Source organism: Bacillus luti (assembly GCF_009739945.1).
Taxonomy (GTDB): domain Bacteria; phylum Bacillota; class Bacilli; order Bacillales; family Bacillaceae_G; genus Bacillus_A; species Bacillus_A luti.
The window spans coordinates 2,750,915-2,764,354 of record NZ_CP040336.1 but is presented as its reverse complement, the minus strand read 5'-3'; the positions used below and the strand labels follow the sequence as shown (position 1 = coordinate 2,764,354).

14 protein-coding genes and 1 pseudogene are annotated in these 13,440 nt (G+C 32.7%); 13 read left to right on the top strand and 2 right to left on the bottom strand.

Features of this window, described 5'->3' with window-relative positions; genetic code table 11:
- The first annotated feature begins 8 nt into the window (after nucleotides 1–8).
- From EUC40_RS14140 to EUC40_RS14105, 8 genes are all read left to right on the top strand, one after another.
- Nucleotides 9–278, top strand: a complete 270-nt coding sequence (locus tag EUC40_RS14140; RefSeq protein WP_156575737.1) for a hypothetical protein — start codon at nucleotides 9–11, stop codon at nucleotides 276–278.
- Nucleotides 279–351: 73 nt separating this feature from the next.
- Nucleotides 352–1,716: a DEAD/DEAH box helicase gene (locus tag EUC40_RS14135; RefSeq protein ID WP_156575736.1), complete on the top strand. Its 1,365-nt coding sequence runs from the start codon at nucleotides 352–354 to the stop codon at nucleotides 1,714–1,716.
- A gap of 249 nt (nucleotides 1,717–1,965) precedes the next feature.
- Entirely contained in the window at nucleotides 1,966–2,601 is a 636-nt protein-coding gene (locus tag EUC40_RS14130; protein ID WP_156575735.1) for a TetR/AcrR family transcriptional regulator, read from the top strand.
- 46 nt (nucleotides 2,602–2,647) lie between these two features.
- Nucleotides 2,648–3,910 (top strand): MFS transporter, encoded by a 1,263-nt coding sequence (locus EUC40_RS14125; RefSeq protein ID WP_156575734.1) that lies wholly within the window; start codon nucleotides 2,648–2,650, stop codon nucleotides 3,908–3,910.
- 6 nt (nucleotides 3,911–3,916) lie between these two features.
- Nucleotides 3,917–6,256: an ABC transporter permease gene (locus EUC40_RS14120; RefSeq protein WP_156575733.1), complete on the top strand. Its 2,340-nt coding sequence runs from the start codon at nucleotides 3,917–3,919 to the stop codon at nucleotides 6,254–6,256.
- Between the two features lie 11 nt (nucleotides 6,257–6,267).
- Nucleotides 6,268–7,029 carry an ABC transporter ATP-binding protein gene (locus tag EUC40_RS14115; protein WP_156575732.1) on the top strand — a complete coding sequence of 254 codons (762 nt, stop codon included), beginning with the start codon at nucleotides 6,268–6,270 and terminating at the stop codon, nucleotides 7,027–7,029.
- Between the two features lie 100 nt (nucleotides 7,030–7,129).
- Nucleotides 7,130–7,840 carry a class I SAM-dependent methyltransferase gene (locus EUC40_RS14110; RefSeq protein ID WP_156575731.1) on the top strand — a complete coding sequence of 237 codons (711 nt, stop codon included), beginning with the start codon at nucleotides 7,130–7,132 and terminating at the stop codon, nucleotides 7,838–7,840.
- A gap of 119 nt (nucleotides 7,841–7,959) precedes the next feature.
- Nucleotides 7,960–8,367 carry a VOC family protein gene (locus EUC40_RS14105; RefSeq protein ID WP_000072477.1) on the top strand — a complete coding sequence of 136 codons (408 nt, stop codon included), beginning with the start codon at nucleotides 7,960–7,962 and terminating at the stop codon, nucleotides 8,365–8,367.
- Between the two features lie 47 nt (nucleotides 8,368–8,414).
- On the opposite strand, the gene EUC40_RS14100 is transcribed toward EUC40_RS14105, so the two are convergent.
- On the bottom strand, nucleotides 8,415–10,100 hold the full coding sequence (locus EUC40_RS14100; protein WP_156575730.1) for an alpha-keto acid decarboxylase family protein: 1,686 nt from the start codon (nucleotides 10,098–10,100) through the stop codon (nucleotides 8,415–8,417).
- 107 nt (nucleotides 10,101–10,207) lie between these two features.
- On the opposite strand from EUC40_RS14100, the gene EUC40_RS14095 reads away from it, so the two are divergent.
- The 5 genes and pseudogenes from EUC40_RS14095 to spoIISB all read left to right on the top strand — a co-directional run bounded on the left by EUC40_RS14095 (nucleotide 10,208) and on the right by spoIISB (nucleotide 13,014).
- Nucleotides 10,208–10,690 carry a MarR family winged helix-turn-helix transcriptional regulator gene (locus EUC40_RS14095; protein WP_156575729.1) on the top strand — a complete coding sequence of 161 codons (483 nt, stop codon included), beginning with the start codon at nucleotides 10,208–10,210 and terminating at the stop codon, nucleotides 10,688–10,690.
- Between the two features lie 172 nt (nucleotides 10,691–10,862).
- Nucleotides 10,863–11,600 (top strand): 2,3-diphosphoglycerate-dependent phosphoglycerate mutase, encoded by a 738-nt coding sequence (gene gpmA, locus EUC40_RS14090; protein ID WP_156575728.1) that lies wholly within the window; start codon nucleotides 10,863–10,865, stop codon nucleotides 11,598–11,600.
- A 185-nt stretch (nucleotides 11,601–11,785) separates the two neighbouring features.
- A pseudogene (locus EUC40_RS14085) lies at nucleotides 11,786–12,525 on the top strand (type II toxin-antitoxin system SpoIISA family toxin).
- A gap of 112 nt (nucleotides 12,526–12,637) precedes the next feature.
- The gene (locus tag EUC40_RS14080; protein WP_156575727.1) at nucleotides 12,638–12,766 is read left to right on the top strand and encodes a D-alanyl-D-alanine carboxypeptidase; all 129 of its coding nucleotides are present in this window, start codon (nucleotides 12,638–12,640) and stop codon (nucleotides 12,764–12,766) included.
- Between the two features lie 71 nt (nucleotides 12,767–12,837).
- On the top strand, nucleotides 12,838–13,014 hold the full coding sequence (gene spoIISB / locus EUC40_RS26960) for a stage II sporulation protein SB (RefSeq protein WP_167520150.1): 177 nt from the start codon (nucleotides 12,838–12,840) through the stop codon (nucleotides 13,012–13,014).
- A 17-nt stretch (nucleotides 13,015–13,031) separates the two neighbouring features.
- Here the strand turns inward: spoIISB and EUC40_RS14075 are convergent, their stop codons facing one another.
- A complete protein-coding gene (locus EUC40_RS14075) occupies nucleotides 13,032–13,409 on the bottom strand; it encodes a DUF1093 domain-containing protein (RefSeq protein ID WP_156575726.1) in 378 nt (125 codons plus the stop codon).
- Nucleotides 13,410–13,440: the final 31 nt, after the last annotated feature.

Sequence of the window (13,440 nt, the reverse complement as noted above, 5' to 3'; positions counted from 1 at the left end):
GAGAGAAGATGAGTTTATTATTTGATCTAATAATGGATATAATTATATTTTATCCACGAAATGATATGAAATTAAAACATCATATTGCAAAGTTAAGTGAATACGAGTGGTTTCGAAGGCTACACGAAGATAAAAAGTATACAAGACTAATTTGGAGTAATAGAAAAATTAAAAAGTTCATTTTGTCTACTACTAACATGGGGGCATTAATGAATTCCGAGAAAAAACAAAAAGAATTTGTTCATCTAGTACAGGATGAATATAAAAAAAGAAGATAAGAATTTTTTTATTTTTCATATTTGGCGAAACAAATGGTACAATGAAAGCTAATGTGAAAAATAAGGAAAAGAAGTGGTCTATTTGAAAAACTTTTTAGAATTAGGAATTAGTGAAACTTTTAATCATACATTACGTGAAAATGGAATTACAGAAGCAACACCGATTCAGGAGAAGGCAATTCCTGTTATTATGTCAGGTAAAGATATTATTGGGCAGGCGAAAACAGGGACGGGTAAAACGTTAGCATTCGTGTTACCGATTTTAGAAAAAATCGATCCAGAGTCTAGTGATGTTCAGGCTTTAATTGTTGCACCAACAAGGGAGCTAGCACTGCAAATTACAACTGAAATTAAAAAAATGCTTGTTCAAAGAGAAGATATTAATGTATTAGCAATTTATGGCGGACAAGATGTAGCGCAACAATTGAGAAAATTAAAAGGTAATACACATATTGTTGTAGCGACACCAGGACGATTATTAGATCATATACGACGTGAAACAATTGATTTAAGTAATCTTTCAACGATTGTACTAGATGAAGCGGATCAAATGCTTTATTTCGGTTTCTTATATGATATTGAAGATATTTTAGATGAGACACCAGGTAGTAAACAAACGATGTTATTCTCAGCAACGATGCCAAAGGATATTAAAAAATTGGCGAAGCGTTATATGGAAGAGCCGCAAATGATTCAAGTACAAAGTGAAGAAGTAACGGTAGATACCATTGAACAGCGTGTCATTGAGACGACGGATCGTGCAAAGCCAGATGCACTTCGTTTTGTTATGGATCGTGACCAGCCATTTTTAGCTGTTATTTTCTGCCGTACAAAGGTTAGAGCAAGTAAGCTATATGATGATTTAAAAGGGAGAGGTTATAATTGTGCTGAACTTCATGGTGATATACCTCAAGCGAAACGTGAAAGAGTTATGAAGAGTTTCCGCGAAGCTAAAATTCAGTACTTAATTGCGACTGATGTAGCAGCTCGTGGACTTGATGTAGATGGTGTAACGCACGTATTTAACTTTGATATTCCTGAGGATGTAGAAAGCTATATTCACCGCATTGGCCGAACAGGACGTGCTGGTGGATCTGGTCTTGCAATTACGTTCGTTGCAGCGAAAGATGAAAAACATTTAGAAGAAATTGAAAAAACGCTTGGTGCACCATTGCAAAGAGAAATAATCGAACAACCGAAGATAAAACGTGTAGATGAAAATGGAAAACCGTTACCAAAGCCGGCTCCAAAGAAATCAGATCAATATCGTCAAAGAGATAGCCGCGAAGGTTCAAGAAGTGATTCAAGACGTGATTCGAGAAATGGCTCAAGAAGCGATTCAAGAAATAGTTCGAGAAATGATAACAATCGATCATTTAATAAGCCAAGTAATAAGAAAAGTAGTACAAAACAAGGTCAGCAAAGACGTGGCCGTTAAATAGTTATTATGGAAGAGTCGCAATGCGTTGCGGCTCTTTTTTGTTTGTACATTGAAGTCGATATGAGTGGAGGGGGATGCTAAGGAGTAATCTTAAAATTTCATTTACCGTATTAAAATAATTTTTAAAATACATAAAGGAAATAAAAAGTGTGGTGTTGTATATGTACAATAATTAGGAAACTTTTTACTAACTAAACATATAATTTAAATAGACCGACAGTCGGTCTGGCAGGAAGGAGAACGTGAATGCGAATTGTAAAGGAGTATGAGGAGCGACGAAAGGAAATTTTAGAAACTGCTGAAAGTTTATTTATTACGAAAGGTTATACGAAAACAACAGTAAATGACATTTTAAAAGAAATAGGGATAGCAAAAGGGACGTTTTATCACTATTTTAAGTCGAAAGAAGAAGTAATGGATGAAATTATTATGAGGATCATTAAAGAAGATGTTGCAAAAGCGAAAGTAATCGTTTCTAATTCAAATATCCCAGTATTAGAAAAGTTATTTCGAGTTTTGATGGAACAATCGCCGAAATCAGGGGATGTAAAAGATAAAATGATTGAGCAATTTCATCAACCAAATAATGCAGAAATGCATCAAAAAAGTTTAGTACAATCCATTATTCATTTATCTCCTGTATTAGCGGAAGTTTTAGAACAAGGAATCGCAGAAGGCATATTTTCTACTCCATACCCACAAGAAACAATTGAATTATTACTCTCTTCAGCACAAGTCATATTTGATGATGGTTTATTCCAGTGGAAACCAGAAGAAGTGATGAGAAGAGCTAAGGCTTATATTAAAATGATGGAAGCATCTGTTGGAGCGAAAGAGGGAGCTTTTGATTACATGATGGAAGTTTTAATCAAACAGAAATAGTAATTTTCTGTTTGATGTTTATCGACCGACAGTCGGTCTAACTCACATGAAGGATGTGATTAAGGTGCCAACCAGCATAAAATCTTCTATAAAAGATTTTCACTTAATGGTGAGTGGGCAAATTATTACTATTTTAGGTTCAACACTATTACGTTTTGCCCTGTCTTTATATGTATTAGATATAACAGGGCGTGCAGATATATTCGCAGGGTTATATGCAATAACGAGTATTCCGTTTCTGCTAGCACCTCTTGGCGGAGCAATAGCAGATCGTTTCAATCGCCGTAATTTAATGGTTATTTTTGATTTTATCAATGCTGTGATTGTATTAAGCTTTATAGTTTTATTATTTAATGGATCTGTATCTATTCTATTGATTGGAACAATTATGTTTTTACTAGCAGTCATTAGTGCAATGTACGCACCAGTTGTAATGGCGAGTATTCCGCAATTAGTTCCAGAGAAAAGGTTAGAACAAGCGAACGGTATCGTAAATGGTGTGCAAGCATTATCTAATATAGTTTCTCCTGTATTAGGAGGAATATTGTACGGCATAATTGGTTTGAAAATGCTCGTAATAATAAGTTGCCTCGCTTTCTTTTTATCTGCGATTTTAGAGATGTTTATTACAATACCTTTTATAAAAAGAGCGCAAGAAAGCCATATCATACCGACAATTGTAAAGGATATGAAAGAAGGTTTTGTATATGTTTTACAACAATCATTTATTTTGAAATCTATGCTTTTAGCCGCATTACTAAATTTAATACTAACACCGCTGTTTGTTGTTGGTGCTCCAATTATTATACGAGTAACATTGGAAAGTAGCCACACGTTATATGGAATCGGAATGGGATTGATCGATTTTGCAACTATTATAGGTGCATTATCAATAGGTTTTTTTGCGAAAAAGCTACAGATGAAAACATTGTATTATTGGATGCTTTTAATAGCTTTATTAGTAATACCAATGGCACTATCAGTTACACCATTTATTCTTAATTTAGGATACTACCCACCATTTATCCTCTTTATGCTTTCTTCTATTCTAATTGCAATGATTATGACAATTGTATCCATTTATGTGATTACTGTAGTTCAAAAGAAAACACCAAATGAAAATCTAGGAAAAGTAATGGCAATTATAACAGCTGTATCTCAATGTATGGCACCGATTGGGCAAGTCGTTTATGGTTTTATGTTTGAAGAATTCAGTATGAAAATTTATTTACCTATATTAGCAATTAGTTTCATAATGATATTAATAGCGGTTGTGACGAAGAAAATATTATCGAATGAAGGGAACTAGCTTCATATGATTAGGAGAATATTAAAAAGAGATTTCTCTCAAAATAAAATGATAATTACCATTTTATTTATGTTTATCATGTTATCGAGTCTTTTAATGGCTAGTGCCTCAAGTAATGTTATCAATCTATTGAACTCCATGGATCAATTGTTTAAAGTATCAAGCGCACCTCACTTCGTACAAATGCATGCCGGAAAAATAAACCAAAAATCAATTGATTCGTTTGTAGCGAAAACTCCTTTTGTAAAAGAACAGCAAACGGCTGAGATGGTTCAAATAAATGGATCTAACATTTTTATAAAGAAGAAAAATCAAGCAGAACATCATAGTGTAATGGATATAAGCTTCGTTAAACAAAATAGTAAGTTTGACTTTTTATTAAATTTAAATAATGAAGTGGTCGATGTTAGGAAAGGGGAAATAGGTGTACCCATTTATTATATGCAAAAGTATAATTTGCGTATTGGAGATAAAATATGGATTATAAAAAATAATATTGAACAAGAATTTACGATATCAGCATTCGTTCGTGATGTTCAAATGAACCCATCAATTGTTAGTTCAAAACGATTTGTAATAAGCGATGAAGAATTTGAAAGCATAAAACGAAATTTTGAAGAAAGTGAATACCTTATTGAATTTCAGTTAACAGATGTAAATAAAATAAATGAATTTGAAAATTTATACGAGTCATCGAATTTACCTCAAAAAGGCCCCTCTATTACGTATTCACTATTTAAAACACTCAATTCATTAACAGATGGAATAATAGCTACAGTGCTTATCATAATAAGCGTATTATTAATGTTAATTGCAATGTTATGTATTAGATTTACGATCATTACTTCGATGGAAGAAGACTATCGGGAAATTGGTGTTATGAAAGCTATCGGCATTACAAGTAAAGATATTCAAAAACTATATGTAACAAAATATGTTGTTATTTCAGCTGGTGGATGTATATGTGGATATATACTTTCACTATTTGTTACAAAGATATTCACTTCTAATATCACTCTTTATATGGGGGCGGCAGATAAAAGTATTTTACACAATGTTGTGCCATTAATAATCACAACATTGTTATTTTTAGTCATTCTCCTGTTTTGTCGCATCATTTTGCGGAAATTTAGGGGAATTACAGCAATAGATGCTTTACGATCAAGAGATAAACTAGGAAAAAGAAAGATTAAAAACTCCTTTTCACTCAATAAATCAAAAATTAAAAATGTAAATATATTTATTGGTATACAAGATGTTGTGAAGCGATTTAAGTTATACAGAGTGTTAAGTCTCGTTTTAATAATAGCGGTGTTCATGATTGTTGTACCTGTTAACTTTTTGTATACGATTCAGTCACCGCAGTTTGTAAATTATATGGGAACAGGAAAAAGTGATATTCGAATAGATTTACAGCAAACTGAAAATATAGAGAAACGGTTTAAGGACGTTATATCATATTTACAAAATGATGATGAAGTAGAAAATTATGCAGCATTTGTAACGAGTACATTTAAAATGGTAAACGCTGATGGTACACATGAAAACTTAAATGTAGAAGTGGGGGACTTTACTAAATTTCCATTAGATTATATTCAAGGTATGGCACCAAAAAATGAAAATGAAATTGCTCTTTCTTATATGAACGCAAATGAATTAAAAAAGAATGTAGGGGATAATATTGTTTTATTTGTTGATGGGAAAGAGAAAACACTAACTATTAGTGGTATGTATCAAGATGTAACGAACGGTGGGAAAACAGCTAAAGCTAGTTTTTCTTATAATACTGAAAATATATTATGGTATGTAGTAAATGTAGATTTGAATCCTAATGTAAATTTGCAAGAAAAAGTGAAGGAATATAAACAAAATTTTCATTCAGCAAAAATAACAGATACGGATGATTATTTAAAGCAAACTTTAGGAGAGACAATTAAACAATTAAGACTCGTGACTCAAGTGTCAATTTGGATTTCAATATTGATATCAGTTTTAATTACTGCAATGTTTTTTAAAATGTTATTGGCAAAAGACTCCTCCCAAATATTAATAATGAAAAGTATTGGTTTTTCTAGCAAAGATATTCGTATACAGTATGTAACTCGCTCAATTGTCATTGTATTAATAGGTATTTTAACTGGGACATTTTTAGCTGCTACGTTTGGTGAAATATTAGTAAGTTGGTTGGGCTCGTTTATGGGAGCAGCTCATATAAAGTTTGTCGTAAATCCTATCGTTTCTTATGTAATATGTCCAGCTATTTTATTTATATCTGTGACTGCAACAGCACTTTTCAGTAGTTTTACTATGAAGCAAACAAACGATGTAAAGCCAAATGGGGAGTAGGGGTGTATAACTTGAAAAAAATTTTAGAAGTAAAGCAATTAAACAAAGCATATTCAATAGTTGGAAATGCAAATTATCACGTGCTAAAAAATATAGATTTAGAGGTTTACGAGGGAGAATTTGTATCGGTTATGGGACCTTCTGGTTCCGGAAAATCGACGTTACTTTATACTATTAGCGGAATGGATCAAATGTCATCTGGAAGTGTGAAAGTTGATAGTAAAGAATTATCATATATGAAAGAAGAAGCGTTAGCCAAATTGCGCCTTACTGAAATAGGATTTATTTTTCAGCAGAGCAACCTTCTTAGAAGCTTGAATCTATTTGATAATATCATTTTGTCTGCATATTTAGTGAAATGTGAGAGTAAGAAAATAATAAATAAACGTGCTCTAGAGCTAATGAGGAAAATGGGTATAAGTGATATAGCGTCTCATTATATAACCGAAGCATCTGGAGGGCAATTACAAAGGGTCTCTATATGTAGAGCGCTCATTAATAATCCAAATATTATTTTTGCTGATGAGCCAACGGGTGCTCTAAATTTAAAATCAACAGAAGAAGTAATGCAAATCCTATTAAATATTAACCGTGATGGAACTACTATTATGTTAGTGACTCATGATGTAAAGGTAGCAGCGAAAACAGAAAGAGCCCTATTTATGGTGGACGGAGAAATTGTAAGTGAAATACAGTTAGGTAAGCTTTGGAACGATGATTTAAAAACGCGAGAAGAGAAGTTGTTAAAATGGTTATCTATACTTGGATTTTAAATAGAAAAACTCCTATTGAATGTAGGAGTTTTTCCATTTGTCTGAAAGTTCTAAAAGATATATAATAATTTTCTGGCTATTTAAATTTGGAGGGATACAAGTGAAAAATGAAACGTTGCATAATCATGAAGATATTTTAAAAATGCTAGATTCATTATTAAGACCGGCAGAACCGTTTTGGAATGAATTTTATACGAATAGAGAAAAAGATGTTCCATTTTTTGAAAATGTACCAGATGAGAACCTAGTTTCGTATATACAAAAAAAGTGGGTTTCAAAAGGAAAAGCACTAGAACTTGGATGTGGTCCGGGTAGAAACGCAATTTATCTAGCAAATGAAGGATTTGATGTAACCGCAGTGGATTTATCTATAGAAGGCATTAATTGGGCGAAAGAGCGGGCTTTAGCAAAAGGGGTAGAAATTGAATTTATTTGTGATTCGATTTTTAATTTAGAGGCTCAAAATGAATTTGATCTTGTGTATGATTCAGGTTGTCTTCATCACATTCCACCACATAGAAGAATGAATTATATAGAGTTAATTGAAAAATCTTTAAGATCGGGTGGTTATTTTGGATTAACATGTTTTGCGGCAGGCGATTTAGATGAGCGAAATGGATCAGAAATAACAGATTGGGACGTATATAGAGGATGGAGTTTACAAGGTGGTCTAGCATATTCAGAAGAGAAATTAAGAGAGATATTTAAAGAATTTGAAGTGATTGAAATTAGAAAGATGAAACAAATTGAACAACCAAATACTATGTTTGGAGAATCATTTCTTTGGACAGCATTATTTAAGAAGAAGTAAGAAAGTAGATAATTGACAAACTCATCGTTTTTATAGACAATACACTTATAAGAATATACGTTCGGTTTTGTTGACTGATGTATATTTTGCATAAATACATAACAAGGGGTTGTCTCTATATGAGTAACACAAATCAAAAAATTACTACGTTTTTAATGTTTGAAGGAAAAGCTGAGGAAGCGATGAACTTTTACACGTCGCTATTTGATCAATCGGAAATTGTAAATATTTCTCGCTACGATGAAAATGGACCTGGTAAAGAGGGAACTGTAATTCATGCAACTTTTACGTTACACGGGCAAGAGTTCATGTGCATTGATAGTTATGTAAATCATAATTTTACATTTACACCAGCTATGTCTCTTTATGTAACTTGTGATACGGAAGAAGAAATTGAAACGGCTTTTAATAAACTAGCTCAAGATGGAGCAGTACTTATGCCTTTAGGTGCCTATCCGTTTAGTAAAAAATTTGGTTGGTTAAATGATAAATATGGTGTGTCTTGGCAGTTAACTCTTGCTGAATAAAGATTAAAAAAGAAAAGCGTAACCTATTTACAGTTACGCTTTTCTTTTTAAGAATTTTGTTGGCCGAATCTTTTCCCAAGTTTAGCTAACAGTTCAGGATGATCCCCTTGGCTCATTACAACTTCAACAAAGGTAAGTTGATTCTTATCAATACTTATTTTTGTTAAGACTTCTGCTAACTCTGTTTCATTTTCTACTTTAAATGTTTGGCTTTTTTCTTCTGTTCCAAATACGTTCGTTAGTTTTGTGTAATCCCACATTTGTATGTCATTATACGGTTGATTTTGGCCGTGAATTGCACGTTCAACAGTGTATCCATTGTTATTGATTAAAAATATAATCGGTTTTAAATTTTGCCGTAGTATAGTCGATAACTCTTGGACAGTTAATTGGAAAGAACCATCACCAATAACTAAAATGTTGCGCCGCGATAAATTAGCGAGCTGTGTACCAAGTAGGGCAGGTAATGTATAGCCGATTGATCCCCATAATGGTTGCGCTACATATGTTGTGTTATTCGGTAAAGGGATAGTAGCACTACCGAAGAAAGGTGTTCCTTGCTCTGCAATTAAAATGTCGTTTTCGTGTAAAAAGTGGTATATTTGTTGCCAAAAACGTTTTTGTGTAATCATTTGTTCTTTTGGGTTAAATTCTTCAGTAATAGATAGTGATTCTGAAATTAATGGCTTAATATCAAGTGTTTCCTCATTGCGATGTTCAATTGCATCACTTAACTGTTGTAAAACATCTTTCATTACAACTGGTCCATATTTTTTATCTATAATTTTCACAGTATAGGGGTGGATTTCTATCACTTGCTCTTTCGTAAAACCTTGTGTAAAGCCGCCGGTAATAGTATCAGTTAATTTCACACCGATACTAATAATACAATCAGATTCATCAATTCTTTTTCTTAAGTATGGAGAACTAACATCACCAGTATAAACTCCTATAAATTGTGGGTGTTTTTCAGGAAATATTCCTTTCCCCATACTTAACGTTGCGATAGGAAACCCAGTTTTTTCTACGAAATGCAGTAAATCTAATTCGGCATGAAATCGATCCACTTCAAAATCAGCTAAAATAACAGGTTTTTTGGCATTATTTATTTTTGAAATGGCATGTAGAAGCATTTTATCTAATGCTTCTTTATTACTTAAAATAGGTTTATTTATAATAGGTTCTGTCGGTTTATTAATTGGTTTATTATATACATCAATCGGTAAATTAATATGAACAGGTCGTTTTTCATTCCAACATGCACGTAGTACACGGTCAATTTCTTCAGCAGCATGCTCAGCTGTTAAATTTGTCTGTGCCACCGTGATTTCTCGATACATATTGGAAAAATGATCGAACTTTCCATCACCTAACGTATGATGAACAAGTGCTCCGTTTTCCATTACTGTTGTTGTTGGTGTACCTGTGATTTTTATAACTGGTACGTTTTCTGAGTATGAGCCAGCAATTCCGTTCATGGCGCTTAGCTCTCCAACGCCGAAAGTAGTAATTAGAGAAGCGATTCCTTTTATGCGAGCGTACCCATCTGCTGCATATGCTGCGTTTAATTCGTTACAATTGCCAATCCACTCTACATTTTCATGTGCTAGTACATCGTCTAAAAAAGCCAAATTATAATCACCAGGGACCCCAAAAATATGCTCAATTCCTAATTCACTTAGTCGGTCTAATAAATATGTACTTACAGTATATTGCGTTTTCAAGTGAATCATCTCCTAATTCTGCAATGAATATTTCAATAGACTAAAGAAGTTCCAATGCGGTCATTAAAATATTGATTATTGGATTGTGGTATAATTTACATACAGGGGGAAAGTAGATGACACAACATAAAGAAGAACAGATGAATGAAGCATTAGCATTATTTTACTTTGCATATAAAACATTTACTGAAAAGCCAGATGAAATTATAAAAGAGTATGGCATTCAACGAGTGCATCACCGAATTTTATTTTTTATCGCACGCTTTCCAGGAATAAGTGTAAATGAGTTATTATCACTGCTAGAAATAAGTAAACAAGCTCTTCACGGGCCGCTGCGTCAACTTGTGGAAAAGGGATTAATTGAGAGTAATGAAGCTACACATGACCGTCGTGTGAAACAGTTATCTTTAACAGAAAAAGGTGCCGATTTAGAGAAAAAACTGAGTGATGTACAAAGACAACAAATGGGTGCCATTTTTTCAAAATTTGGTGAATCGTGTGAAGAAAATTGGCATCAAGTTATGAATGAAATGGCAAATAGTCGTTCTGGTTTTGATGCATGGATATCAAAACGGGAACTACCAGTTGAGCAAAAATAATGAAAAAGCTTCTGTTTTTATAGTATGAATAAAAACAAATTCTATCCATGTATGTGGAAACTATGGATTAACCTAACCATAGTATGTATGAATAAAAAAATTACATTACCAAAAACTTTATAGGTGTACGCAATGGAACAACAAAATTCACATTTCCGAGAGGGGAATTATAATGATAAAACTTGTACTTATTCGTCACGGACAAAGTTTATGGAATCTCGAAAATCGTTTTACTGGTTGGACAGATGTAGATTTATCAGAGAATGGACTAAGTGAGGCAAGAGAAGCAGGAGCAATATTAAAGAAAAACGGATATACTTTTGATGTTGCTTATACATCTGTATTAAAACGAGCAATTCGGACGTTATGGATTGTACTTCATGAGATGGATCTTGCCTGGGTTCCAGTACATAAATCTTGGAAGATAAATGAAAGACATTATGGTGCATTGCAAGGGTTGAATAAAGATGAAACTGCGAAAAAATATGGTGAGGAGCAAGTTCATATTTGGAGAAGAAGTATCGATGTGAGACCACCTGCTCTTACTGAGGATGATCCTAGGTATGAAATGAATGACCCAAAATATAAAGCACTTAAAAAAGGTGAGTTTCCATTGACAGAATGTTTAGTGGATACGGAGAAAAGAGTACTTGATTATTGGCATTCAGAAATTGCGCCATCATTAAAAAATGGTGAAAAGGTCATTATTTCATCGCACGGTAATACGATTCGTTCGCTAGTGAAATTCTTAGATAACCTTTCAAGCGATGGTGTTGTTTCGTTGAATATTCCAACGAGCATACCACTCGTGTATGAATTAGATGATGATTTACGTCCAATTCGTCATTATTACTTAAGTATGGACGGAGAAGTACCTGAAGGGGAAATTCCGAAACATATTTCTTTTTAACATGAAAATTTGAAACGCATGCTTGTCTACATATACAATGTAGATTCATGATCAAAGACGTGGCACCTTCTAATGTATATGCGTTATAGCTAAATTTAGAAGCTTGTCCACGTCTTTTGTCATAAAGAGAGCTGCTTGTGCATGTAATGATATCGTGAGTAGTTTTTGAATGGAGGGTGATGTCATTGGTGATCTCTAACATTCGAATCGGCTTATTTATTTTAGCAATCGTTTTTCTAGTACTTGTTTTCTTTTATTGGAGAAATGAAGAGTTATACGAGGAGAAAAAGCAACGTATTAGAAAGACTTGGTATGGTTTGTTTATAATATCAGTCACCGTGTATTTCATGATAAAAGGAATTGATTTAACCCTCTGGAAAAATCTTTTAATGTTCACTGCAATGGTTATTTTCGTTGATATCGCATTTATTTTAACACCAAATATTTCAGAAATATGGGGAGCAAAATTTAGTGATATCGGCAAGACTGTCCAATCGATAAAACGATCATTAATTGCTTCTAAAGCAAGAGGAGAAATTTACACAACAATTATTCAAAATGTTAATCCGGCAGTATTCGGTACAATGGAATGGCATACGGAAGAAGAATATACAAAAGTTTAAATGCATTTTTAGATTCATATGGGGAAAAGATTGGGGCGAAAATTGTTGTATTTGAAGCAGCAAAGGAATTAAATACAAACTTTCGCGGTATCCGTTCTCAATTTAGTATTATCGTTCCGTTTGAACACATCGAGCAATTGAATGAGCAGAAAGCGGTGCAAGTAGAAAATGTCGGAATTATACCAGCAAAAATAGTGAGTGATGTTTTCATTGTTATTGATGGGAAGAAACATAACCTGCAAGATCGAGATTTTGAAAATGTATATAATTTAACGATACATCATAGTTATTTTAGTAAATAAGGACAGGGTTTTCTACTGTCCTTTTCACTTATACATAAAGGGAAAGTAAATTTAGATAACCTTGTATAAAATCGGACAATCATTCCTACACTAGCACGTAGAGGTGATTGTAGTGATAAAAGATTATGATAATGATTTTTTTAAAGAAGAAAATGAAGATATAACAGATTTTTCTTTAATAAAAGGAGATACTTTGCAGCAAGTAGAAGATTTAGAAGAAGAATTAAAAAGAAAATCATAAGTGTACACTCTGTCTACATTTGCTATATAATATAAATAAAAGGTTGTATCTTTTGAAAAGGGGGAGAAGAGATGGCTGAAATAAATGTACAAAAGTCTTCGTTTTTTAAAGAAAAAAAAGAAGAATCAAATACAGATTTCTCTCTTGTGAAAGGTGCATTAACGGAAAATATAAATCGTTTAGAAAAACTTATGAATAGTAATAGTTCGAAATTTATACAGGTGAAAAAAATAAAAGAAAATGCATAGCGCATTTTCTTTTATTTTTATTTAATATTAAATTTTTCTTGTACTTTTGTAGGTAAATCTGATTTCTGAATTTCTTCATAGGACTTTACTTCAATTGATGATATTTCCTTTTTATTATCATCATCTTGATCTACATAAAGGCGTAAAAACGCATTTTCATTTAATTTATGGTCGTTTTCTTTTTTTGTACTTCTAAATGTAATTTGTTTTTTGACTCCGTCTTCATCATATGCGGGTAGCGTAAAGTTTCGTAAGTTTCTATCTTCTACTTTTTCGGTATCTCCTTCAATTGGTTTCTTTACACAGTATAAGGCTATTATGAAATGAGAAAAATTGAAATAGATTACAACATCCTTACAATGTTGTAAGAGTGTTGTACATAAAATGAACAACATATTAAAAAGTTAAAAGAAAGGTAAAATAATG

Excerpts from the sequence above, each read along its gene's own strand:
- EUC40_RS14095 (WP_156575729.1), top strand. The coding sequence starts at position 10,208 with ATGACACAACATAAAGAAGAACAGATGAATGAAGCATTAGCATTATTT.
- EUC40_RS14125 (WP_156575734.1), top strand. The coding sequence starts at position 2,648 with ATGAAGGATGTGATTAAGGTGCCAACCAGCATAAAATCTTCTATAAAA.
- EUC40_RS14105 (WP_000072477.1), top strand. The coding sequence starts at position 7,960 with ATGAGTAACACAAATCAAAAAATTACTACGTTTTTAATGTTTGAAGGA.
- EUC40_RS14075 (WP_156575726.1), bottom strand. The coding sequence starts at position 13,409 with ATGTTGTTCATTTTATGTACAACACTCTTACAACATTGTAAGGATGTT.
- EUC40_RS14120 (WP_156575733.1), top strand. The coding sequence starts at position 3,917 with ATGATTAGGAGAATATTAAAAAGAGATTTCTCTCAAAATAAAATGATA.
- gpmA (WP_156575728.1), top strand. The coding sequence starts at position 10,863 with ATGATAAAACTTGTACTTATTCGTCACGGACAAAGTTTATGGAATCTC.
- EUC40_RS14130 (WP_156575735.1), top strand. The coding sequence starts at position 1,966 with ATGCGAATTGTAAAGGAGTATGAGGAGCGACGAAAGGAAATTTTAGAA.
- spoIISB (WP_167520150.1), top strand. The coding sequence starts at position 12,838 with ATGGCTGAAATAAATGTACAAAAGTCTTCGTTTTTTAAAGAAAAAAAA.
- EUC40_RS14140 (WP_156575737.1), top strand. The coding sequence starts at position 9 with ATGAGTTTATTATTTGATCTAATAATGGATATAATTATATTTTATCCA.
- EUC40_RS14100 (WP_156575730.1), bottom strand. The coding sequence starts at position 10,100 with ATGATTCACTTGAAAACGCAATATACTGTAAGTACATATTTATTAGAC.